Origin of the sequence: Bradyrhizobium sp. AUGA SZCCT0169, from assembly GCF_018130085.1 — a bacterium.
Classification (GTDB): Bacteria; Pseudomonadota; Alphaproteobacteria; order Rhizobiales; family Xanthobacteraceae; genus Bradyrhizobium.
The window spans coordinates 1-23717 of record NZ_JAFCMC010000010.1 but is presented as its reverse complement, the minus strand read 5'-3'; the positions used below and the strand labels follow the sequence as shown (position 1 = coordinate 23717).

Here is a 23717-nt window from a genome sequence, read left to right as displayed (position 1 = left end):
CCCGACCCTTGGCGTGGCCAAAGAAAACGCTGAAAAGAAAGCTTTCCTGATGAGGAATTTCCATTTCGCCGGCCGCTCGACGGTCCATGCCCAGAACGCGATGGTGGCGACCTCGCATCCCGCCGCGGCGCTGGTGGCGGTCGACGTGATGCGCGCGGGCGGCACCGCCGCGGATGCCGCGGTCGCGGCCTGCGCGCTGCTTGGGGTCATCGAGCCGCAATCGACCGGCATCGGCGGCGATTGCTTTGCGCTCATCCAGCCCAAGGGCGAAGGTAAGATCGTCGCCTATAACGGCTCCGGCCGCGCGCCGATGGCGGCAACCGCCGAATGGTATCTGGAGCGCAAGATCAACTCGGTGCCGCTGACCTCGGCGCACGCCGTCAGCATTCCGGGCAGCATCGACGCCTGGGATACGATCCTGCGCGATCACGGCAAGATGGGCCTCGATACCCTGTTGCAGCCGGCGATCAAGGCCGCGGAAGAAGGCTACATCGTCGCCCCGCGCATCGCCTTCGACTGGAAGAACGGTTTCGAAAAGCTCAAGAACGGCACCAACACCGAGCGCTATTTGCTGCCGCACGGCAAGCCGGCCGCCGCTGGCGATTTGATCCATCAGCCTGAGTTGGGCAAGACGCTGCGCGCGATCGCCAGGAATGGCCGCGACGCGTTCTATACCGGCGAGATCGCCGCCGACATGGTCGACACCCTGCGCGGCATCGGCGGCCTGCACACGCTGGAGGATTTCGCAGCCCACTCTACCGAGACGACGTCGCCGATCGGCACCATCTATAAGGGCCACGACGTCTGGCAATGCCCGCCGAACGGCCCGGGCATCACCATGCTTGTCATGCTCAACATCCTCTCGCGCTTCGACCTCACGAAATATCCCGCGCTGAGCGTCGAGCGTTTTCATCTCGAGGCCGAGGCCGCGCGCATCGCCTACATGATGCGCGAGCAGTATATCGGCGACCCCGCGCAGGTTCACGTCGATGTTGCCGGCATCCTCGCCAAGGAGTTCGCCGAAGAGCACATCAGCAAGATCCGGATGGACGGACTGCTCGATCTGCCCAACATCGCGCCGCCGATGAATCCGTCCACCGTCTACATCACGGTGGTCGACAAGGACCGCAACGTCTGCTCGTTCATCAACTCGATCGCGCATTCGTTCGGCTCGGCGATCGTTTCCAATAACACCGGCGTGCTGCTGCAGAACCGCGCCGGCGGTTTCCGGATCCAGCCCGGCCATCCCAATTGCATCGCGCCGGGCAAGCGGCCGCTGCATACGATCATCCCGAGCCTCGTGACCAAGAACGGCCGCGCGCTGATGCCGTTCGGCGTGATGGGCGGGCAGTATCAGCCGGTAGGCCAGAGCCATGTGCTGACCAACATGATCGACTATGGCTGCGACGTGCAGGAAGCGATCGATATGCCGCGGGGCCTGCACTACGAGGGCGTCTACCAGCTCGAGGACAGCGTGCCGGCTGATATCGTCGAGGGCCTGAAGAAGATCGGGCACAAGACCACCAGTGTGGTCGGCCCGCTCGGCGGCGGCCAGGCGATCTGGATCGACTGGGACAAGGGCACGCTGGTCGGCGGTTCCGATCCCCGCAAGGACGGTTGCGCGCTGGGCTATTAAACCGGCCGGGCAGGTCGCCGCCCGTCTGTCGGCCCATCTCAGGGATAACGGAACCAGACCCCCATCGCTTTCGTTAAGCGATGGGCGCGGACGTGCGCCGGTTTGACCTGCGTCAGCCCCCTGAGGTCCGTGATCAGCGTTCTCGATACCGACGACAGCGAACAGGCCGATCTGCACGGCGGACAATCGCCGTGGTTTGCGGCGGCCGCACATCCGGCGCGTCGTGAGGTCAGCGAGAATCTCAAATGCGACGCGCTGGTCGTCGGCGCGGGGATCACCGGATCGCTGGTCGCCGAACGCCTGACTCGCCAGGGCCTCGACGTCGTGATCGTCGATCGCGAGTTGCCGGGTCGCGGCAGCACCGCAGCCAGCACCTCGATGCTGCTGTGGGAAATCGACCGCTCTCTCACCGAACTGACGGACGCCTATGGCTTCGAGCGCGCGTCGCGCGCCTATCGCGCCAGCCTGAACGCGGTCACCGGCCTGAAATCGCTGGTAGCACAGCTCGGCATCGCCTGCGACATGCATGACAGGGATGCGCTTTATCTGGCGGCCGGTGACACCGGAGGTGAATTGATCGAAGAACATCGCCTGCGCCAACGCGCCGGTCTGCCCGGCGATTATCTCGACCATGCCAGGCTGCTGGAGATTTTTGGATTTGCGCGCGCAGGCGCAATTGTCTCGCCGGGCGCCGCCGATTCCGATCCCATGCAACTGGCGCGCGGGCTTCTCAACGCTTGCGTTGCGCGTAGCGCTCGTCTGTTCGATGGCGAGGCTGTGGCGTTCGATCCTGCGGGACGTTCAGTCGGTGTCACCATGGCCAATGGCCGCGGGATCGAGGCGCGTTCGGTGATACTCGCGACCGGTTATACGATGCCCGATATCGTCCGTTCGACCGTGCACGCGGTGTCGTCGAGCTGGGCGATTGCGACCACGCCGCAACCGCAGAACATCTGGAAAGACGCCGTGCTGATCTGGGAGAACAGCAAGGCTTATCACTATGCGCGCACGACGCGGGCCGGGCGGATCATCATCGGCGGCGAAGACAGCGAGGAGGTGATCGAGCCGGAGGCGCGCGACCGCCTGATCCCGGAGAAGTCCAGGATTCTCGCACAAAAGCTTGCGGCGCTATGGCCGATCGCGAACACCGAAATCGAATTCCGCTGGTCCGGCACGTTCGACACCACGCGCGACGGCCTGCCGCTGATCGGCCCGGTGCCGGGGCAAAAGGGCGTCTTTGCGGCCTACGGCTATGGCGGCAACGGCATCACGTTCAGCTATCTCGCCGCGCACCTGATCGGCGATTTGATCGCGGGCGCGACCTCGCCCTTGCTGCGCGATTTCGCGCTGGACCGGGATGGCGGACTGATCGGCTGAAGGATTGCATCGTCGGAACCCCTCTCTTCGCCACGCGTTGTCCAGTCATCAATGCATGGAGGCCGACATGGGTTTCGGTAAAGGCGCGCTTCTCTGGTTGATCGGAATTCCGCTTCCGATCATTCTACTTCTCGCACTATTCATGAATCGTTAGAGATCTTGGGCCCCGACGGACAATTCCGCAGTGAGGCTCCGGATCCACCCCATTCACTTAAGGCGCGATCGAAATGATCCAGGACTTCGCTCCGTGGATCGGAGCCTGCGCCGCCGCTCTTACTTCCCTGTCGTATATTCCGCAGGTGCAGAAGGCGTGGCCGCGCGGATCGACCGCCGATCTTTCGCTAACCATGCTGGTCGTTCTGACGTCGGGTCTGGTGTGCTGGATCGCTTACGGATTGCTGAAAGGCGACTGGGTCATTGTCGCTGCTAACGGCGTCGGCGCTGCCCTTTCGGCGAGCGTGCTCGCCTTCAAGCTCCGCGACATGAGGTCTGAAACCTAGCTCGTCCCATTTGTGAATCGCCGACAGGAACATTTGACCGTCCTGAAATGTTTAACGCGCCTCGGTTTCAAAATGTTCAATCGGGAGATGCAAATGGGGTTGTCTTCAAAAGACATCAAGACCCTGGACGATCTGTTGCTGCACGGCTTGCAGTCGCGCTCTGCATGGGTGTCGGCGTGCAACGCGCCGAGCTGATCCTCAAAACCTGGTGCCGTTGTCTTAACAAGGAAAATTCATGGCCAAATCTTCCAGTTCCGCCGCCAACGGCAAAGCCATATCCGCCCGATCGGTAACGATTCACGATCAGAAACCCAGTCGCGGCGAGGGCGGCGAACTGCATCAGGTCGCGACAGGTGATGTGCCGGTGCTGACCACCGCCCAGGGCGGCCCGGTGTCGGACGATCAGAACTCGCTCAAGATCGGCCCCCGCGGACCAACGCTGCTCGAAGACTTCCATTTCCGCGAGAAGATCTTCCACTTCGACCACGAGCGCATTCCGGAGCGGGTGGTTCATGCCCGCGGCTACGGCGCACACGGCTTCTTCGAGAACTACAAGCCGCTTTCGAAATACACCCGTGCCGACCTGTTTCAGCGCGGCGGCGAGCGAACGCCGGCCTTTGTGCGGTTCTCGACGGTGGCGGGCGCAAAGGGCTCGTTCGATCTGGCGCGCGATGTGCGCGGGTTTGCCGTCAAGCTCTATACGCAGGAAGGCAATTGGGACATCGTCGGCAACAACATTCCGGTGTTCTTCATCCAGGACGCGATCAAGTTTCCGGACCTCGTTCATGCGGTGAAGGAAGAGCCGGACTGCGCGTTTCCACAGGCCCAATCCGCCCACGACAATTTCTGGGATTTCATCAGTCTCACCCCCGAAAGCATGCACATGATCATGTGGGTGATGTCGGACCGGGCCATTCCGCGCTCGTTCCGCTTCATGGAAGGGTTCGGCGTTCATACATTCCGCCTCGTCAATGCGAAGCAGGAGTCGACGTTCGTCAAATTCCACTGGAAGCCCAAGCTCGGCCTACAGTCGGTGTTGTGGAACGAGGCCGTGAAGATCAACGGCGCCGATCCGGATTTCCATCGCCGCGACCTTTGGTCCGCGATACAGGCCGGAAATTTTCCGGAATGGGAACTGCAGTTTCAGCTGTTCGATCAGGCCTTCGCGGACCGTTTCGAGTTCGATGTGCTGGATCCTACCAAGATCATTCCGGAAGAAATGCTGCCGCCGGTCCCGGTCGGCCGTCTGGTGCTGGACCGGATGCCGGATAATTTCTTTGCCGAGACCGAACAGGTTGCGTTCATGACCCAGAACGTGCCGCCCGGCGTCGACTTCTCCAACGATCCGCTGCTGCAGGGGCGCAATTTTTCGTACCTCGATACCCAGTTGAAGCGGCTGGGCAGCCCGAACTTTACCCATATTCCGATCAACGCGCCGAAATGTCCGTTCGCTCATTTCCAGCAGGATGGTCATATGGCGATGCGCAACCCGGTCGGGCGCGTCAACTATCAGCCGAACTCGTTCGGCGAAGGCCCGCGCGAATCCCCGCAGCGCGGCTTCGTGCCGTTTGCGGACGTGGAGCAGGGCGCCAAACGCCGCCTGCGCGCGGAGAGCTTCGCCGATCATTACAGCCAGGCGCGGCAGTTCCTGATCAGCCAAACCCGCGGCGAGCAGCATCATATCGCGGCGGCGCTGACCTTCGAACTCAGCAAGGTGAAAACATCAGCTATTCGCGAACGGATGGTGTCGCATTTGCTCAACATCGACGAGACGCTGGCGGGCAGGGTCGGCACAGGGCTCGGGCTGAAAGCGATGCCCAAACCGGCCGCTGCGGCAATGCCGACGCGGCAGGACCTCGATCCGTCGTCGAAACTGAGCATCGTCGAGAACGGGCCGCAACGGTTCGAAGGCCGCAAGCTCGGTATTCTCGTCACCGACGGCACCGATGCTGCGTTGCTGAAAGCGTTGCAGAAGGCGCTCACCAAGGAAGGCGCCACGTTCGAAATCATCGCCCCGAGGGTGGGAGGAGCCAAGGCCGGCGACGGGAGCTGGATCGAGGCTGATCAGATGATCGATGGCGGTCCCTCGGTATTGTACGACGCGGTTGCACTGCTGCCGGCGGCTTCCGCAATGGACGATCTGCTGCAGGAATCCACCGCGCGGGATTTCGTCGCCGATGCGTTCGCTCATTGCAAGTTCATCGGTCACGTGGAAGCGGCAACACCGCTGTTTGCGAAAGCCGGGATCGGAAAGGCCGACATCGACGAAGGCTTTATTGCTCTGGCTTCGCCAAAGGACGTGGCAGGCTTTGTCGGCAAGCTGGGTCAATTGCGGGTTTGGGGCCGGGAGCCCGGCGTCAAGATGAAATAGCAGGGCGATAGCGAAGCTGTCCGATCGGGTTGCAGAAGTTGCGGAAAAGCGCTGATGGACCACACCGGAATGGCGTCGATTCCGTGGGTATTTCCCGCGCCGACGGGGTGACAACATCAGGTCCGTTGCGCTAGACACGTTCCGACTTATCGAGAAAGGTAACTAGATGCGATCTTCCCGGCGCACGATCATCCAGACTGCGTTCACAGCCGTCGCGGCTGCCGTTACTTTACCTCTCGTTCCCACAATCGCATCGGCCCAGACCGCAGGAAAACCCATGACCACAGCTTCAGGTTTGCAGATCATCGACAGCACGGTCGGCACCGGCGCGTCGCCGAAACCCGGCCAGACCTGCGTCATGCACTACACCGGCTGGCTCTATGAAAATGGCCAGAAGGGCAAGAAGTTCGACTCTTCGGTCGACCGCAACGAGCCGTTCGATTTTCCGATCGGCCAGGGCCGCGTTATCAAGGGTTGGGACGAGGGTGTCGCCTCGATGAAGGTCGGCGGCAAGCGCACGCTGATCATTCCGCCCGCGCTGGGCTATGGCGCGCGCGGCGCCGGCGGCGTCATCCCGCCCAACGCCACGCTGATGTTCGACGTCGAATTGCTGGCGGTGAAGTAACCGGCCGTGATCGACGAGCGGGGCTAAGTTAATCTCAACCTCTCCGTCATGCCCGGCCATAGTGGTCTGCCTTGCGCAGACCGCGTAAACTTGTCTGCGATGCCGGGCATCCACGTCTTTACTGCGCACGAAAAAGTAAGTCGTGGATGGCCGGGCATAGGCGAGCGTAAGCGACGCCGTCCTTCAGACGGCTATGCGCGGCCATGACGATGGATAACGACAAAAAAACCGGCCCCAAAGGGCCGGTCTTTCAGTTTCACGCAATCAGCGCGATCAGAGATTCTTGTTTGCCGCGTTGGCGGCCTTGTCGAGGGCTTCCTTGGCAGCTTCCTTGGTGTCGCCCATCGCCTTCTGGCCCTTGCCTTTGACTTCCTGGATCACGCCTTCGCCCTGCAGTTGCTCAGAACCGGTGGCTTCGCCGATGCCCTGCTTGGCCTTGCCGATGGCTTCGTTGGCAGTGCCTTTAACCTTGTCTGCCGTGCTACCCATGGAACATTCCTTCTGATGTTTGTGCTTCGATAAGGCAACGCACCAATGCGCCAGCGGTTCCTCTAAACGCTGGTTTCTGTTCACGTTTTTATGTACGCTTGGCCACCGAACGATTTTACGGAAAGCAGCGCGATGTCAGGTTCTCACGACCATCCACACGATCACTCGCACGATCATTCTCACGGCGATCACTCGCACAGCCACGACGCCGATCGCTGGAAGCATGATGGCGTCCGAGTCATTCCCGGCAATCAGCTCGATCCCAACGTGCCGTCGACCGCGGGCATGGACCGCAAGGCCGCGATCAATTTCGCCCGCGTCGGCGCGCAGAAATTATGGGCGGGCACCGTGACGATCCGCCCCGACGCCAAGACCGGCGCGCATCATCACGGCCATCTCGAAAGCATCATCTATGTCGTGAAGGGCAAGGCGCGGATGCGCTGGGGCGAGCAGCTGCAATTCACTGCCGAAGCCGGGCCCGGCGATTTCATCTTTGTGCCGCCCTATGTGCCGCACCAGGAGATCAACGCCAGCCGCGACGAGGTGCTGGAATGCGTGCTGGTGCGCAGCGACGGCGAAGCGGTCGCGATCAACCTCGACATCGAGCCGATCGAAAAGCCGGAGACCGTACTGTGGGTCGACCCCGTGCACCGGGACCCTGCGGAGAAGAAATCGTAACTTCTCGCCGCCCCTTGCGATGACGGTTAAACTTGTCATGCCCGGCCTCGCGCCGGGCATTTCGTATTGGTATGCCGAAGCTGGTTTGCCGAAGTCCTGCCAAGCCCCCTCATGACACCGAAAATCGGGCCGAATAAAATTCCAGGACCGATGTCGGATCGGCCCCCGGGCATTCGTCCTCTCTCCGAACCCCTCGAAAAGGAGCCCATTCATGGCCAAAATGATCTTCGTCAACCTGCCGGTCAGCGACCTTGCCCGCGCCACTGCGTTCTACCAGGCGATCGGCGCCGTGAAGAACGAGCAGTTCTGCGACGACACGGCGTCCTGCATGGTGTTTTCCGACACCATCCACGCGATGCTGCTGACCCATGAGAAGTTCATGCAGTTCTCGCCGAAGAAGATCGCGGACGCCAAGACTTCCTGCGAGGTGCTGATCTGCGTCTCCGCCGACAGCCGGGCGGAAGTCGACGATGTCGTCGGCAAGGCCGAGAGGGCGGGCGGCGGCGTCGATCCCTGCCCGAAGCAGGATTACGGCTTCATGTACGGCCGCAGCTTTGAGGATCCGGACGGCCATATCTGGGAAGTGATGTGGATGGATGTCGCGGCCGCGAATGCAGCGCAACCGGCTGCGGCCAACGCCTAGGGCAGGGGATGCGAAGGGTGGGCAAAGGCGCAACTGCGCCGTGCCCACCATCTTTCCCAGTCACAAATGTAAATCGTGGGCACGCTTGCGCTTTGCCCACCCTACGTTGTCAGCTAATACGTGATCCGCAGCCCGACGCCGCCATGCAGTGTGTTGCCGACAGGTTGCGGGCCGGCGGTGCCGTTGGCGAAGAGGTCGGCGATCCAGCCCTTGCTGATGCGGAAGCCGAGGCGGCCGCCATATTCGAACCAGCCCTGGTTTCCGATCGTCGGCACCACGGTGCCGTTGCCGGTCACGGTGGCGACGATGCCGGATTGCGTGCCGAACGATTGCACGAAGCCGCCATTGATATTGGCCTCGACATTGTTGCCGAACAGATGCGTCCACTGGCCGCCGATCTTGACCAGGTTGGTCTTGTCGGTGCCGCCTGATATCGAGGCGTCGAACGGATTGAACGCGGCGGCGGGATCGGTATAGCCCTTCACGCGCTGCCACAACTGCCAGACCTCGACGGAGGCGGCGACCTCGTCGCGCGGCGACAGCCGGCTGATCCAGCCCGCGCGGCCATAGACGCCGTAATTGTCGCCGGTGGTGTGGCTGTCCAGCGATACCGCCCCTAGGCTCGTCGCATAGGTGCGGCGATAGCGGATCTTCTCATAGGGCGTCAGGATGGCGCCGATGTCGAAGAACGGCCGCGACGATCCCCAGTCGGCGAAATCATAGCGCAGCGCGAACGCGCCGATCGGGGCTGCCGTGACGCTGTAGCCGCCTTCGCTGTAATGGGTGTAGGCGATGCCGGCCAGCAGCGACAGATTGGCAGTCAGGTTCTTGCGGCCGTGAATACCCGCCGAGAACGATCCGGCCGAGCCGAACGCGCTGACGCAATCGCCGCAATTGACCTGCTCGTTGATGCCCAAAAGCACCGTGCCGAGCACGCGGTTGGTGATCATCTGGTTGAAGCGCTGCTTGGCCAGGTCGTTGATCGATCCCGCGCTGGAATCCGCGCCGGTTGGGCTCGGCGTTGGTGTCGGCGTTGGCGACGCAATGGGAGTCGGCGACGGCGAGGGCGTTGGTGTCGGTGAATATGTGGGGGTTGGTGTTGGTGACGGCGAATACGTTGGTGACGGTGACTGCGCCGACGCGGGCGCGATCAGCATTGGCGTCAGCAAAACCCCCGCGGTCAACGCGGCCGATACAATGAAGCCCTTGATGCGGTTTGCCATCATCAGCGTCCGCACAACATACCGCCGTCATCGACCGGCGGCGTCACCGTCGGCGAGGCGTTGGCATATTGCGTCGCGCTGCAAAGCCCCGCCGCCGCGCTGCAGGTCTTGGCAAAGGTCCATGGCGGGTTGTTGGTCTTCTTGATGGATGTCTTGCCGCCGCTCAGGGTGATGACAGCGGTATCGCCGGGACTGGTGAGCTGGACGCATTCGAAGCTGACGGTGCAGACCGAGGCCTGGCCTTCCCGCAAGTTGACGACGGTCTGGCCGCGCTGCGACAGGATGTCGAGCGTGGTGCCGCGGACGCCGATGGTCGCGAGCGGCGTCGTGATCTTGTAGGCGGCTTTTTCCGAATTACCGGTGACGAAGCGGAACGCGCCGGAGGTCAGGCGGATCGCGACGTCGCGGTAATGGGTCTCATCGTCGAAGACGGTGCGGTCGAGCTTGAGCGACGCGCTCGGCCCGAGCGAAAGGTTGGTGCTGTCGGACATCACCAGCCGCGCGGCGCTGTCGAGGCCGGTGCGCACGATTTCGTCGCGCAGTAATCCGTCGCCGACATTGAGCTGGCTGGTTGCCGATCCCTTAACACGGAGAACTTGATTCTTGACGACGGCGGCTTCACCGACGCGCGTTTGTGCTGAAAGCGGACTTGCCGCCAGCACCGCGATTGCACCAAGCACAAAAAGAAAAACAGAGTAGTTACGCGATTTCATTTCAAAGCCGATCGATTATCCCGATATCGTACCGGATCGCGCACGCAAATGATGTGGTAGAATTATCACAGGCGGCGCGCTACTAGCCCGGTGGTTAGTGCTGCCGGATTCCAATCGCGTTCAATGCGATGGACATAAAAATCTGTACCGCCCACACTGAATTTTGCCGCAATTTCATTTGGTTCGTGAAGACAGTGCCAGAATCACCAACTTCTATTCCCAATCAGACGATTGCGCGCACCGCTATCATCGCGGGTACCCTGTTTTTTTTCGCGCATTTCGCGATGCTGATCGGCATCACCACGCCCGAAAAGTTCTACTTCGACGAAGTGCATTACGTGCCGGCGGCGCGGCAGATGCTTCTTCCCGTGATGCCGCAGCCGATGCTCAACCCGATGCATCCGCCGCTGGCCAAGCAATTCATCGCGCTGTCGATCCACACCTTCGGCGACGTGCCGCTGGGCTGGCGCTATCCGGCGGTGCTGTCCGGCGCACTCGCCATCGTCGCGGTCTATCTGTGCGGCCTCGCATTGTTTGCGGCGCAAGGGCCGGCCATCGCCGCGAGCCTGCTCGCCTTTTTCAATCAGATGCTGTTCGTGCAATCGCGGATCGCGATGCTGGATATTTTCGCACTGACTTTCAGCCTGTTCGCCATCGCCGCGTTCATGTACGGCTTCCGGCAGCAGCGGCCGCATTTGTGGTTCGCATTGACCGGGCTATGCTCCGGTTTTGCGATCGGCTGCAAATGGAGCGGTCTGTTCGTGCTCGCGGTCTGCGTGGTCATCGTGGCGGTGATCCGCCTGATGCAAAGCTGGCGTACGCAATTTGCCGACGGCAATGAAGATGACTGGTACCGGCCCGACCTGTGGCCCGATTTCAAGGCCTGGCATCTCGCGGCGTGCTTCCTGCTGATGCCGGCGCTGGCCTATCTCTCGACCTTCGTCCCGCTCTACGGCCTGTCGGTCCCTGATATCATCGAGGCGCAACGGCGGATTTTCAGCGACAACACGACGACCGCGATCGCGGGCCACACCTATATGAGTTCGTGGCCGTCCTGGCCGTTCCTGGTGCGCCCGGTCTGGTATCTGTTCGACAAGGTCGGCGACGACAGGATCTCGGCCGTGGTCTTTCTCGGCAATCCCCTGATCCTGTGGTCGGCGCTGATCGCGCTATTGGTTTGCCTGCGTGACTGGATCGTGACGCGGCGAGCGGATGCGTTTCTGGTGCTGGCTTTCTATGTCGGCCCGTATCTCGCCTGGGCGTTGCTGCCGCGAACGCTCGGCTTCATCTACTATTATCTGCCGGCCGCGACCACCGCGAGCTTCGTGCTGGTCTACGCGCTCCGCCGCGGCGGCACGCCGCGTTGGCTGTTATGGGCCTTTGTCGCGGTCGGAGCGGCGGGCTTCGCCGCGATGCTGCCGATCTCGGCCGCGTTCGTGGAAACATCGATGGCGACGTTCAACCGCCTGATGATTTTCCAGAACTGGATATAGAGCGGGATAGGCTTGGGTTGAAGCGAGCCCGCTCGCACTTTCTCGCGTCATCCCCGGGATGAACGCAATTGCGTTCACCCGTAGGTGCGCGCTCTTGCGCGCCTCGAAGGATGAGAAGCGCCCGCGGCCCATCCTTCGAGGCTCGCCCAGCGGTGCAAGTGCACCGCAAGGCTCGCGCCTCAGGATGACGTGTGCGGATGAGACAAACGAAATCCGCCTGCCGTTTCCGGCAGGCGGATCAAATCGCATCACGTCACTTCGACGCGGTCTTGGTATCCATGTTGACGACCTGGACGCGGCGGTTGACCGGGTCCATCGGCGCGTTCGGATCCTTCGGCTTGGTCTCGCCGTAGCCGACGGTCACGAGGTCGGAGGCGTTGAGGCCGTATTGCTCGGTGAGAAACTTCTTGATCGTATCGGCGCGGCGCTCGGAGAGGTCCTGGTTGTATCCGTCGCTGCCGACCGCGTCGGTATGACCGGCAACCACGAAGGTCGAACCCTTCAGGCTGGCGTCCGAAAGCGCCTTGCCGAGTTCCTGCACCGCCGACATCGAACTCTTGCTGATGTCGGCCGAATTGTAGTCGAAGCGGATTTCGAGATCGATCTTCGGCTTGGTCGCGGCGAGTTCGGCAATTTCCTGGCGCTCGCCGAGCGAGAGCGACCGGGTTTTGCGATTGCGCAGCGTGTCGACGAAGCTGGCTTCCTTGGCCTGGGCGGCGGTGTTGACCTGCGGGCCGAGCGAGAGGCTGCGGGTCGCCGACGTCGGCTTCAGCGCGTTCAGGATCTTGTCTGCCGAGACGGTCTCGCCGGCAAACGCCACGCCCGCCGTCATCGACAGCGCGGCGCCGAATGTCAGGATGGAAAATCCATTAGAGCGGGTCATTGTCGTCTTCCTTACTGTTACGCCTGCCATATTGGCTGGTTGGCGGTTTGATGCTGCGAAGATAAGACAGGTTCAAATAGGCTAAGGTGATCTAGGTCACGTTGAAAGCGGCCAGTTTCCGTTGATATGGGGGTCGCTTCGCTACTCTGTGTGATCTGGATCACTGTGTTCCCTGCGACGCCTGTAAAGGGCGCTTGCGAGCCGCGCGCCATTATCCAAAGCGCAATTGGCCTCGTGTTGCAGGTATCAGCGAACCCGCGCCGCCTCCCGGCTTCTTCTTTGCTGTTTGCTGGTCGCAATGCCGTCGCGTCAGCGCCGATCTGCGAACAACAAATCGGCAAGATGGGGACCTAGCAAAATTCTCCACGTGAAAATCCCAAAAGAAATCGAAGAAAAAGTTTGGGCAAGCAAGAGCAGGCGGGCGGGTGTTTCAATCGGTTAAGCGGCAGCGTGAGTATCAAAATTATCGTAACGTTCCACCGGAGCTCACGGGCTCGGCAAGTTCGATGCCGACCTTGATCGGCGCGGCGCTGATCGCGGCGGCGATCCTGCTGTCGACGTTCATCAACGCGCTTGGCACCCGCTATACCGCCTTCGAAGGTCCGACCGAAGAGAGCGCGTGGCTGGTCGATCGTCTGACCGGCAGCGTCTACAAATGCCGCGCCCCGGACCATGGCAAGGCGTCCTGCGAGGCTGATATCGCAACCGGTAGCGTCCCGGACCGGCCGAAGAGATAGCGTTTTCGAGCGAAGTGGGTACCGGTTCGCGTTTAAGAAAACGCGTCAAACAGAAGAGTCTGTTCCTCATCCCAGATCCGGGACTTCTCCAATGAGCGAATCCGACTACATTGCCGGGCGATGCCCCGCGCGACAAAACCCCACCCCCTGACCAAGACCGAGGCCCGGCGAATCTGGCTGCGTGCCCAGCGGCTCGATACGCCTGACCCGTTCGGCGAGGGGCCAGCGGCCACTGCCGCCGCGGTGGAACATCTCGGCTATGTGCAGATCGACACCATCAACGTGATCGAGCGCTGCCACCACCACATTCTCTTCAGCCGCATTCCCAATTATCGCCGCGCGGACCTGCGGCAGGCCCAGAGCGTCGACAAGAGCGTGTTCGAATACTGGACCCATGCGCTGTCCTATGTGCCGTCGAAAGATTTTCGCTTCTTCGTGCCGGGCATGAAGCTGCACAAGCGCGAGGGCCATAAATGGTTCGCGTCCGTCAGTCCCGCCGACACCCGCAAGGTGATGCGGCTGCTCAAACGCGATGGCGCACTGACCATCCGCGACATCGAGGACGACGTGCTGACCGAGAAGGAGCATCTGTGGGCGAGCCGCAAGCCGTCCAAACGCGCGCTGCAGCTGGCGTTCTATACCGGCGCGGTCACGATCTCTGAACGCACCGGCATGCTGAAGACATATGAGCTGATGACGCGGCATTTCGGCTGGGACAGACCGCCGAAGCCGGCATCGAACCTGGAGACGACCTCCTATCTGCTCGACCGCGCCTTGCGCGCGCAGGGACTCGTTAGCCTCGATTCGATCTGCCATCTCGATGCGCCGAACAAGGCCGCGGTCCGCCGCCTGATCGAGGCGCGGGTCCGCCGCAAGGAGATGGTGGCGATAGAACTCGAAGGCGCGGGCAAGCAGGAACATTGGGCGCGGGCAGAGACGCTGGAGCAGCCCACGGGCGAGGGCGATGGCGGCCTGGTGCACATCCTCTCGCCGTTCGATCCCCTGATCATCCAGCGCAAGCGCACCGAATTGTTCTTCGATTACGGCCATCGTTTCGAGGCCTATGTACCCCGGGAAAAGCGCCTGTTCGGTTATTTCGCGCTGCCGGTCCTGGTCGGCGAAGACATCGTCGCCGCGATCGATCTGAAGACCGACCGCAAGGAAAAGAAATTGCTGATGCAGAAATGGAACTGGGTCGGCAAGGGTGCCGCGAAGGCTCCGCGCAAGGAGCTCAAGCGCCGCATCGAGGAAGAGCTGCATCGCTTCGAGCGGTTTCAACTGGCGGAGTAGGGCGCCCGCGCGAAGTAAGCCCGTAGCCCGGATGAAGCGCAGCGCAATCCGGGAAACTCTCTGGGTTTGCGAGCGGCCCCGGATTTCGCTGCGCTTCATCCGGGCTACATCTGTTTCGTCGCCCCGGCCTTGAGCACAGATGCGCAATTGCGCATCGGGGGCCCATACGCCGCGGCCATTGTAAGGGGCACGCTGTCACGGCTTTCGCAAAACGGCCATCGGTGGCTATGGGCCCCGGCTCAAGGCCGGGGCGACGGGAGATTTGGACCCTTAATAACTCATTAACTCACGAATTGGTGTTCACTGACGAATATTGACATTCGTCAGTGAACATTCAATAATCTTCATCAGCATGTAGCCGATGGAGAAAACCGATGTTCGCCCGTTCCATTTTTTCCAGCTATTACAGGCTCTTGACCGGAGCGATGCTGGCGTTGGCGGTGTTTTCGTTGACCGGCTGCAATGAAAAGGCGGCAGAAAAAGTCGCTCCGGGGCGTCCGGTTCTGGTCGCCACCGTGCATTATGAGGCGGAAACGCCGGAACGCAGTTTTGTTGGCACCATCAGGCCGCGGATCGAGACCGACATGGGTTTCCGGGTCCCGGGCAAGGTTGCAAAGCGCCTCGTGGAAGTCGGCCAGACCGTTGATGTCGGCCAGCCGCTCGCCACCCTCGATGAAGTCGATCTGAAGCTGCAGGCCGAGCAGTCCGAAGCGGAATACCGCGCCGCGACCGGCGTGCTGGCGCAGGCCTCAGCGTCCGAGCAACGCGCCAAGGATCTCCGCGCCAAGGGCTGGACCACGGACGCGCAGATGGATCAGAGCCGCGCCGCCGCCGATGAGGCCCGCGCGCGCTTCTATCGTGCCGAGCGCTCGGTCGAACTGACCAAGAACTCACTCTCTTATGCGACGCTGGTCGCCGATACGCGCGGTGTCGTCACGGCGACCCTCATCGACGCCGGCCAGGTGGTCGCCTCCGGCCAGACCGCGGTTCGTGTCGCGCGCTTTGCCGAAAAGGAAGCCGTGGTCGCGATCCCTGAGACTCTGGTTGGCCGCGCCAAGGATGGCGCCGCCTCGGTCACGCTGTGGTCGGACGCCAACAAGAAATACGTCGCAAAGCTGCGCGAGATCGCGCCGACGGCGGATCCGGCAACGCGCACCTATCTGGCAAAGTTCTCGCTGCCCGGCGCCGGCGACAGCGTGTCGCTCGGCATGACCGCAACGCTGACGCTGTCCGATCCCGCCACCGAGAACGTCGCGAAGCTGCCGCTGTCGGCGCTGTACAGCCAGGGCGGCAATCCCTCGCTCTACATCGTGGACGATGCCGGCGCCGTGACGCTGAAGCCGGTCGTCGTGAAATCCTACGAGAGCAATTCCGTCGTCATCACCGGCGGCGTGCCTGAAGGCGCCAAGGTTGTGGCGCTCGGCGTGCAGAAGCTCGATCCGGCGCAGAAGGTCCGGGTCGTCTCGTCGCTGTCGTTCTGATCCGCGGTCGGTAACAACGGAATGCGTTGGAGAGTGAGATGAAGCGCTTCAATCTGTCGGGCTGGGCGGTAAGCCATCCGACGCTGATCCTGTTCCTGATGATCGCGCTGGGTGTGGCCGGCTTCTTCTCCTACGAGCGGCTTGGCCGCGCCGAGGATCCGTTCTTCACCGTGAAGGTGGTCAACGTCTCCGCGATCTGGCCGGGCGCCACGGCGCAGGAGATGCAGACCCAGGTCGCCGATCCCATCGAGAAGAAGCTGCAGGAGCTGCCTTACTTCGAGAAGGTGCAGACCTATTCCAAGCCCGCGTTCACCGCGATGCAGGTCACGTTCAAGGATTCGACGCCGCCGGCGCAAGTGCCGTATCTGTTCTATTTGCTACGCAAGAAGCTCGCCGACGTGCAGGGCCAGTTGCCGGCGGGCCTGCTTGGCCCCAACGTCAATGACGAATTCAGCGACGTCGATTCCATTCTCTATATGATGACCGGCGACGGCGCCGATTATGCGCAGCTGAAGAAGGCGGCCGAAGGCATGCGCCAGCGGCTGCTGAAGGTGCCCGGCGTCACCAAGGTCAATCTCTACGGCGCCCAGGACGAGCGCATCTTCGTCGAGTTCTCGCACGCCAAGCTGGCGACGATCGGCGTCACACCGCAGGCGCTGTTCGATTCCCTGGCCAAGCAGAACAACGTCACGCCGGCCGGCACGGTGGAAACTTCCTCGCAGCGCGTGCCGCTGCGCGTCACCGGCGCGCTCGACGGCGCCAAGGCGGTCGCCGAGACGCCGGTCGAGAGCAACGGCCGGATTTTCCGCCTGGGCGATATCGCCACCGTCACCCACGGCTTCGTCGATCCGCCGACCTTCAAGGCGCGCCAGGAAGGCAAGCCCGCGCTCGGTATCGGCGTGGTCACCGCCAAGGGCGCCAACATCCTCGAACTCGGCAAGGAAGTCGAGAACGCGACCAATGACTTCATGAAGGCGGTGCCGCAGGGCATCAATGTCGAGCAGATCGCCGACCAGCCCAAGGTGGTCGAGCGCGCCGTCGGCGAGTTCGTGCACTCCTTCGTCGAGGCGCTGGCGATCGTGCTGTTCGTCTCGTTCCTGGCGCTTGGCTGGCGAACCGGCATCGTGGTGGCGATGTCGGTGCCGCTGGTGCTGGCGATCGTCTTCATCGTCATGAACGCGATGTCGATCGATCTGCACCGTATTACATTGGGCGCGCTGATCATCGCGCTCGGCCTGCTCGTCGACGACGCCATCATCGCGGTCGAGATGATGGTGGTGAAGATGGAGCAGGGCTGGGACCGCGTCCGCGCGGCGTCCTTTGCCTGGGAATCTACTGCGTTTCCGATGCTCACGGGGACGCTGGTCACGGCCGCTGGCTTCCTCCCCATCGGCTTTGCCAATTCCGCGGTCGGCGAATATGCCGGCGGCATCTTCTGGATCGTGGCGATTTCGCTGGTGGCGTCCTGGTTCGTCGCCGTGATCTTCACGCCCTATATCGGCGTCAAGCTGCTGCCGAACATCAAGGTCCACCACAACCACGATCCGCATGCGGTCTATGAGACCCGCGTCTATCGCATCCTGCGCAGCATGGTGCAGTGGTGCGTCGACCATCGCATCAAGGTGGTGGTGGCGACCGTCGCCGTGTTCGCGCTCTCGATCGTCGGCTTCGGCAACGTCCAGCAGCAGTTCTTCCCGCTGTCGGAGCGCCCCGAACTGTTCCTGCAGCTGCGCCTGCCCGAAGGCACCGCCTTCAACGTCACCGAGAAGTCAGTGAAGAAGGCCGAGGCGCTGCTCAAGGACGACAAGGACATCGCGACCTATACCTCCTATGTCGGCCAGGGTTCGCCGCGGTTCTGGCTCGGCCTCAACCCGCAGCTGCCGAACGAGGCCTTCGCGGAAATCGTGATCGTCTCCAAGGACGTCGATGCCCGCGAACGCATCAAGGCGCGGCTGGAGAAGGCGGTCGCCGGCGGCGACCTCTCCGAGGCGCGCGTGCGCATCGACCGCTTCAATTTCGGCCCGCCGGTCGGCTTCCCGGTCCAGTTCCGCGTGATCGGCCCCAACCCCAACAAGGTCCGCGACATCGCCTATCAGGTGCGCGACGTGATGCGGCAGAATCCGAATGCGCTGGAGCCGCAGCTCGACTGGAACGAGCAGTCGCCCTACCTCAAGCTCGTGGTCGATCAGGACCGTGCCCGTGCGCTGGGTCTTACCCCGCAGGACGTCTCGCAGGCGCTCAGCATGCTGATCTCTGGTGCGCCGGTCACGACCATCCGCGACGGCATCGAGAAGGTCGGCGTGGTCGCCCGCGCGGTGCCCTCCGAGCGGCTCGATCTCGGCCATGTCGGCGACCTCACCGTGACGTCACGTAATGGGGTAGCCGTGCCGCTGCAGCAAATTGCAAAGATCGAATACGCCCATGAGGAGCCGATCCTGTGGCGGCGTAACCGCGACATGGCGATCACCGTGCGCACCGACGTCGCCGACGGCGTGCAGGCGCCCGACGTCACCAATCAGATCTGGCCGAAGCTGAGCCAAATCCGCGACAGCCTCGAGCCGGCCTACCGGATCGAGCCGGGCGGCGCGTTCGAGGAATCCGCCAAGGGCAACGCCTCGATCGCCGTGCTGTTTCCGCTGATGGCGCTTGTCATGCTGACGCTGCTGATGATCCAGCTGCAGAGCTTCTCGCGCCTGATCCTGGTGTTCCTGACGGCGCCGCTCGGCATCGTCGGCGCCTCGCTCGGCCTCAACATCGCGGGCCAGCCGTTCGGCTTCGTGGCGCTGCTCGGGCTGATCGCGCTGGCCGGCATGATCATGCGCAACGCGGTCATTCTGGTCGACCAGATCGAGACCGACGTTTCCCATGGCATGACGCGCAAGGAGGCCATCGTCGAAGCGACCGTGCGGCGGGCTCGCCCCGTGATCCTGACGGCGCTGGCCGCCATCCTGGCCATGATTCCGCTGTCGCGTTCGGCCTTCTGGGGACCGATGGCGATCACCATCATGGGCGGTTTGTTCGTTGCAACCTTCCTGACCTTGCTGTACCTGCCGGGCCTCTACGCGCTCTGGTTCCGCAAGAGCCTGGAAGAAAGCGGCCAAACCAAGCAGCCCGATCTTGCGCCGCAACATGCCGCCAAGGAGCTGAGCACGTCTCCACTCGCATTTCCGCTTGCCGACGCGGCGGAATAATTGAACATTGGTTCTGACATGACGCTGATTGCTGAACACATCGAAACTGACACGCGGGAACGGATTCTCGTGGTGGCGGAGCGTCTGTTCCGGCAGATCGGCTACCAGAAGACGACGGTGGCCGACATCGCCAAAGAACTGCGGATGAGCCCGGCCAACGTCTATCGCTTCTTCGATTCGAAGAAGGCGATCCACGAAGGCGTCGCCCGCGCCCTGATGGGCGAGGTCGAGGTCGAGGCGCAGCGGATCGCGGACCGGCCCGGTCCGGCCGCGCCCCGGTTGCGCGAACTGATGAAAACCGTCCACCGCATGAATTCGGAACGCTATGTCGGCGATTCCAAGTTGCACGAGATGGTCGCGATCGCGATGGAGGAGGACTGGGAGGTCTGCAACGCCCATATCATGTTGATCACCCAGACGATGGGCAGCGTGATTGCGCAGGGCGTGGCGACCGGCGAATTCGAGGTCGATGATCTGGAGCAAGCGGCGTTGTGCTGCTGCACCGGTATGATCCGCTTCTTCCACCCGCAAATGATCGCCCAATGCGCCAACAAGCCGGGGCCGACCATCGACCGGATGATCGATTTCATCCTCGCCAGCATGGCTCCGCGCAAGGCGCAATAGCTCCGAGCCCGGGTTGCTTCGGGCGCGCATGCGCCATGCCCACCATTGTTACTTCAATAAAGCTGGTGGGCGCGCTACGCTTTGCCGCCCCTGCGATTGAAGGAAACACCGGAAAATGGACGCCAAGAGCCCCAAAGACCTGCATTTTTACGAGCCTGCCAAGGGCCACGGCCTCAAGCACGATCCCTTCAACGCCATCATCGCGCCGCGCCCGATCGGGTGGATTTCGTCGCGCGATACCGAGGGCAACGTCAATCTGGCGCCCTACAGCTTCTTCAACGCGTTCTGCTACAAGCCGCCGATCATCGGCTTCTCCTCCACCAACTGGAAGGACAGCGCCGCCAACATCCAGGAGACCAAGGAGTTCGTCTGGAATCTCGCGACCATGGACCTGGCGCAGCAGATGAACGCCACCGCGGCCCACGTCGCCCGCGACGTCAGCGAGTTCAACATCGCCGGCCTCACGGCGGTACCCGGCAAGCTCGTCAACGTGCCCCGCGTCGCCGAAAGTCCGGTCGCGTTCGAATGCCGCCTGACGCAGATCATCCAGTTGCAGGGCGCCAATGGCGACAAGGCGCAGGCCTGGCTGACGCTCGGCGAAGTCGTCGCCGTCCACATCGACAAGGCCATGATCAAGGACGGCGTCTACCAGACCGCGCTGGCCCGCCCGATCGTCCGCGCCGGCCGCAGCGGCGACTATTTCGAGATCAAGCCGGAAAACATGTTCGAGATGATCCGGCCGGATTGATCGTCTTGCCCCGCGCTCGCTGGTCCGCGAATCGTTGCTGCAATTGAACCAACACCGGTTCCGGCTACACCCAAACCGTGTAGCGCGGATGCAACGACTGCCGTGACCCGGCCGATTGCGGCCTGGTCATCGAAGCAGCGCTTGATGACGGGTGTCGAATGCAATTTTTCCTTTGCGAGATCGTCGCTCGCCTCGTCGCGATTTATTTTTGCTTCGATTGCGGCCGCAGATTCTGGAATGGCCTCGTCGAAAGAAAAATCGAGGTCAGCGGTGAGGATATTCTGGACTGTGAAACCTGGATTTTTCAGAAAGACGAAGCGCCGGTCCGTTACTGGAAATCGATGGGCATGAACTTGATCACCCTGGCTGCGTGCGTCGTTGTTGCGTTATTCGGGTGGTGGCTCCCAAAGACCTGAGCATCCGCTGAGAAAATGTCACGCCTGGCGATGCAGAGCGCGCGGCTGGCGATTGATATAGCCTCGCGCTTTTAGCCACGTGCTCCGGCCTATTTGGCTCTAAGCGCTCTGAGTGCCGCAATAGCTTCAGCCGCAGGTTCTCGCGCGTGAGGCTCGCGAGACATCCAGAACCGATATTTGCGCGGCTCGCGGCGTTTGAGGATCGGCCAGGTAAACGCCATCGCGCGGGTGATATTGCCATCAATATCAACGAGCCAAATCCGACCGAGGCTCAACGGTATCGGTGTTTCCTCTATTCGCTTCCATTTGCTGGGACTGGGTTCAACGGCCCGTCGAAATCGCTTGAAAAGCATTGGCTTCCCCCTCGGTTTCCCGCACCTATACTAATAGCCAAAACCCGGCCGTCCAGCGGCGCCTTCGGGAATTACGGTGACGGACCGTGGCCGCTCTACCGGGGCGCAGATCCTACGTGGGTGCTCTCGGCACAGGCGGATTGGGCGGCTCCCGGTAGATAGGCCCGTGCGACCAGTCTACACTGTTAGACCAGCGCCGAACGCCAGCAAAGGTACAGGGTGGATTGAGCACAACGGGTCCGCGCGAAGCGCGGCCCGATGACAGGCTCCGGCGTAATCCGCCGCTTGCGGCTCGAACGTCGATGACCGTGATGTCGAACGATCGTCACCGCCTGCGATTGACGCGTAAAGATTTCGACCAGGATATGCGCTGCGGTAGGCGCTCGAGCCTCTATCGATGGGCCGGATTCAGCGATAAGATGCGCCTGCTTTCTTGGTAAGGAGGCAGCATGGACCGGCGGAAATTTATAGCCTTTGTCGGTGCTGCGGCGTCAGCGTGCCCATTTATGGCATGGGCACAGCAACCATTCCTGCCGGTGATTGGATTTCTGGGCAGCGAATCTCCCGCCGTATCTGAGAGCGCTCTGCGCAGTTTCCGCCGCGGCCTAGGCGAACTCGGCTACACCGAGGGCCAGAACGTACGTGTAGAATATCGTTGGGCTGAGGGTCAGAATAACCGGTTGCCTACCTTGGCGGCCGAGCTGGTCCATCGTGAAGTGAGCGTGATTGTCGCTCCAGCCACAACTCCCGGGGCATTGGCCGCAAAGGCGGCGACATCAACAATTCCAATCGTCATCTTCACAGCCGGCGACCCGGTTGCACTTGGACTAGTCGCAAGCCTGAACAAACCGGGGGGCAACGTAACCGGCACGACTTCGTTAGCTGGCGAACTTGCCCCGAAGCGGTTGGAATTAATGCACGAGTTGATCCCCACGGCGACTGCCATGGCTCTCTTAATTAACCCGACCAATCCTGCCCTTATGGCCTCTACCACGAGAGAGGTCCAAGCTGCGGCCGATATCCTTGGATTACAATTGCACATCCTGAGTGCCGGCACAGAACCTGAGTTCGATGCGGTCTTTGAAAAAATGGCTCAACTTCGGGCAAATGCGCTCGTGATCGCCGTTGATTCATTCTTCACCGGACGAAGGCAGCAACTTGCTACATTGGCGTTGCGCCATCGGGTGCCGGCGATCTATCAGTATCGCGATTTCGCGGAAGCTGGCGGCGTTTTGAGCTACGGTGGAAATCTGACGGAGGGGTTTCGTTTGGTCGGTCTCTATGCCGGCCGTATTCTTAAGGGCGAAAAGCCGGCTGACCTGCCCGTCCAGCAGACCACGAGGGCCGAATTGATAATCAATCTAAAAACCGCAAAGGTGCTAGGCTTGAACATACCGCTGGCGCTGATCGGACGTGCCGACGAGGTGATCGAATAGCCCGTCGGGTGGACTACGCCTGCCGCTCAGCCCTACGAGTTCTTGACCTTCGTGAGTGCTCAGTCGCGTTCGTGGATCTTGGCGCCCGGGTAGACCTGGCGGGCGTACGCAACGACCAGCGAGCGGTGCTGTGTCTCCAGGAACGGAGTCCGGATCTGACACGACCCGACGATGAGGTGCCACAAGCCGTTGATCCTCTGGATGATGACGTCCATGACAGTGCTTCCCTTCCTGCTTGCAAGTTTCGTGGTCGTTACTCCGCCCAGCGCTCAGTTCGAACCGCATAACGCCGTCGAACGACAACCTCTCGCAGAGGGAAGGGTCGGACCATTGCACGGACGTTCATCAGTGCCTTACATTCGTTTGGGACGATGATACTTAGGTTTATGATTGATCCGGGGCTCGTCGCTGCTTCATCGGTGGTCCGCCGCCCGCTCATCACTGCCGCATGGTCCTGCGCTTTCCCGCGACAAATTGACCCGACGGGCAAATCACTTCCGATTTTAAGAAATCATGTCAAGTCCCAAATTTCTGCAAATCAAAAATATTTCCCTTTCCTTCCACCCCAAATCACCTGCACATCAATAGCCATTCCGTCCCACTCAGAGGGCGTTGGCCATCGTCACAACGAGGGGCGGGTTGCGGTGGACGCTGTTGTTGCGATTGACGGTCGCGGCTGAAGCGTACGGCGAAAGCGTGTGGTCCTGGCGCCCGTAACGGCGTCAAGCCTTAAGGGAGCCAACGCTTCCGAGGGGCGACGGTGGCAATAGAGGCCGTCTCACCGGGGAGAGCGCGTCATAAGCCGTAAAG

General features: G+C 61.8%; 21 protein-coding genes. 16 read left to right on the top strand and 5 right to left on the bottom strand.

Annotated elements, in window-relative coordinates:
* Window positions 1–49: 49 nt before the first annotated feature.
* From ggt to JQ609_RS13965, 5 genes are all read left to right on the top strand, one after another.
* The gene (ggt, locus tag JQ609_RS13985; RefSeq protein ID WP_212273833.1) at window positions 50–1636 is read left to right on the top strand and encodes a gamma-glutamyltransferase; all 1587 of its coding nucleotides are present in this window, start codon (window positions 50–52) and stop codon (window positions 1634–1636) included.
* Between the two features lie 129 nt (window positions 1637–1765).
* Window positions 1766–3013 carry an FAD-dependent oxidoreductase gene (locus tag JQ609_RS13980; protein WP_312014852.1) on the top strand — a complete coding sequence of 416 codons (1248 nt, stop codon included), beginning with the start codon at window positions 1766–1768 and terminating at the stop codon, window positions 3011–3013.
* A 227-nt stretch (window positions 3014–3240) separates the two neighbouring features.
* The gene (locus JQ609_RS13975) at window positions 3241–3513 is read left to right on the top strand and encodes a SemiSWEET family sugar transporter (RefSeq protein ID WP_212209179.1); all 273 of its coding nucleotides are present in this window, start codon (window positions 3241–3243) and stop codon (window positions 3511–3513) included.
* 235 nt (window positions 3514–3748) lie between these two features.
* Entirely contained in the window at window positions 3749–5884 is a 2136-nt protein-coding gene (locus JQ609_RS13970; RefSeq protein WP_212209180.1) for a catalase, read from the top strand.
* Window positions 5885–6050: 166 nt separating this feature from the next.
* Entirely contained in the window at window positions 6051–6509 is a 459-nt protein-coding gene (locus tag JQ609_RS13965) for an FKBP-type peptidyl-prolyl cis-trans isomerase (RefSeq protein WP_212209181.1), read from the top strand.
* 273 nt (window positions 6510–6782) lie between these two features.
* On the opposite strand, the gene JQ609_RS13960 is transcribed toward JQ609_RS13965, so the two are convergent.
* Window positions 6783–6998, bottom strand: coding sequence for a CsbD family protein (locus tag JQ609_RS13960; RefSeq protein ID WP_212273832.1), 216 nt, complete (start codon window positions 6996–6998; stop codon window positions 6783–6785).
* A 132-nt stretch (window positions 6999–7130) separates the two neighbouring features.
* On the opposite strand from JQ609_RS13960, the gene JQ609_RS13955 reads away from it, so the two are divergent.
* Complete coding sequence (locus JQ609_RS13955) at window positions 7131–7676, top strand: cupin domain-containing protein (RefSeq protein WP_212209183.1); 546 nt, start codon at window positions 7131–7133, stop codon at window positions 7674–7676.
* A 211-nt stretch (window positions 7677–7887) separates the two neighbouring features.
* Window positions 7888–8319: a VOC family protein gene (locus JQ609_RS13950; RefSeq protein WP_212209184.1), complete on the top strand. Its 432-nt coding sequence runs from the start codon at window positions 7888–7890 to the stop codon at window positions 8317–8319.
* A 113-nt stretch (window positions 8320–8432) separates the two neighbouring features.
* On the opposite strand, the gene JQ609_RS13945 is transcribed toward JQ609_RS13950, so the two are convergent.
* Both JQ609_RS13945 and JQ609_RS13940 read right to left on the bottom strand, forming a co-directional pair.
* The gene (locus tag JQ609_RS13945; protein WP_212273831.1) at window positions 8433–9542 is read right to left on the bottom strand and encodes a hypothetical protein; all 1110 of its coding nucleotides are present in this window, start codon (window positions 9540–9542) and stop codon (window positions 8433–8435) included.
* Window positions 9543–9544: 2 nt separating this feature from the next.
* Complete coding sequence (locus JQ609_RS13940; protein WP_212209185.1) at window positions 9545–10255, bottom strand: FecR domain-containing protein; 711 nt, start codon at window positions 10253–10255, stop codon at window positions 9545–9547.
* A gap of 284 nt (window positions 10256–10539) precedes the next feature.
* On the opposite strand from JQ609_RS13940, the gene JQ609_RS13935 reads away from it, so the two are divergent.
* Window positions 10540–11748: a phospholipid carrier-dependent glycosyltransferase gene (locus tag JQ609_RS13935; protein WP_409411178.1), complete on the top strand. Its 1209-nt coding sequence runs from the start codon at window positions 10540–10542 to the stop codon at window positions 11746–11748.
* 253 nt (window positions 11749–12001) lie between these two features.
* Here JQ609_RS13935 and JQ609_RS13930 read toward each other — a convergent pair whose 3' ends face one another.
* Window positions 12002–12631: an OmpA family protein gene (locus tag JQ609_RS13930; protein ID WP_212273829.1), complete on the bottom strand. Its 630-nt coding sequence runs from the start codon at window positions 12629–12631 to the stop codon at window positions 12002–12004.
* A gap of 506 nt (window positions 12632–13137) precedes the next feature.
* Between JQ609_RS13930 and JQ609_RS13925 the strand changes: the two genes are divergently transcribed.
* The 8 genes from JQ609_RS13925 to JQ609_RS13890 all read left to right on the top strand — a co-directional run bounded on the left by JQ609_RS13925 (window position 13138) and on the right by JQ609_RS13890 (window position 22907).
* The gene (locus JQ609_RS13925) at window positions 13138–13368 is read left to right on the top strand and encodes a hypothetical protein (RefSeq protein ID WP_212273828.1); all 231 of its coding nucleotides are present in this window, start codon (window positions 13138–13140) and stop codon (window positions 13366–13368) included.
* 120 nt (window positions 13369–13488) lie between these two features.
* The gene (locus JQ609_RS13920) at window positions 13489–14658 is read left to right on the top strand and encodes a winged helix-turn-helix domain-containing protein (protein ID WP_212273827.1); all 1170 of its coding nucleotides are present in this window, start codon (window positions 13489–13491) and stop codon (window positions 14656–14658) included.
* A gap of 374 nt (window positions 14659–15032) precedes the next feature.
* A complete protein-coding gene (locus JQ609_RS13915) occupies window positions 15033–16139 on the top strand; it encodes an efflux RND transporter periplasmic adaptor subunit (protein ID WP_212273826.1) in 1107 nt (368 codons plus the stop codon).
* A 38-nt stretch (window positions 16140–16177) separates the two neighbouring features.
* A complete protein-coding gene (locus tag JQ609_RS13910) occupies window positions 16178–19330 on the top strand; it encodes an efflux RND transporter permease subunit (RefSeq protein ID WP_212273825.1) in 3153 nt (1050 codons plus the stop codon).
* Window positions 19331–19348: 18 nt separating this feature from the next.
* A complete protein-coding gene (locus JQ609_RS13905) occupies window positions 19349–19954 on the top strand; it encodes a TetR/AcrR family transcriptional regulator (protein WP_212273944.1) in 606 nt (201 codons plus the stop codon).
* Window positions 19955–20069: 115 nt separating this feature from the next.
* Window positions 20070–20702, top strand: a complete 633-nt coding sequence (locus JQ609_RS13900) for a flavin reductase family protein (RefSeq protein ID WP_212273824.1) — start codon at window positions 20070–20072, stop codon at window positions 20700–20702.
* Between the two features lie 158 nt (window positions 20703–20860).
* Entirely contained in the window at window positions 20861–21118 is a 258-nt protein-coding gene (locus JQ609_RS13895) for a hypothetical protein (protein ID WP_212273823.1), read from the top strand.
* 802 nt (window positions 21119–21920) lie between these two features.
* Entirely contained in the window at window positions 21921–22907 is a 987-nt protein-coding gene (locus JQ609_RS13890; RefSeq protein ID WP_212209194.1) for an ABC transporter substrate-binding protein, read from the top strand.
* Between the two features lie 59 nt (window positions 22908–22966).
* Here the strand turns inward: JQ609_RS13890 and JQ609_RS13885 are convergent, their stop codons facing one another.
* Window positions 22967–23122, bottom strand: coding sequence for a hypothetical protein (locus JQ609_RS13885; protein WP_212273822.1), 156 nt, complete (start codon window positions 23120–23122; stop codon window positions 22967–22969).
* Window positions 23123–23717: the final 595 nt, after the last annotated feature.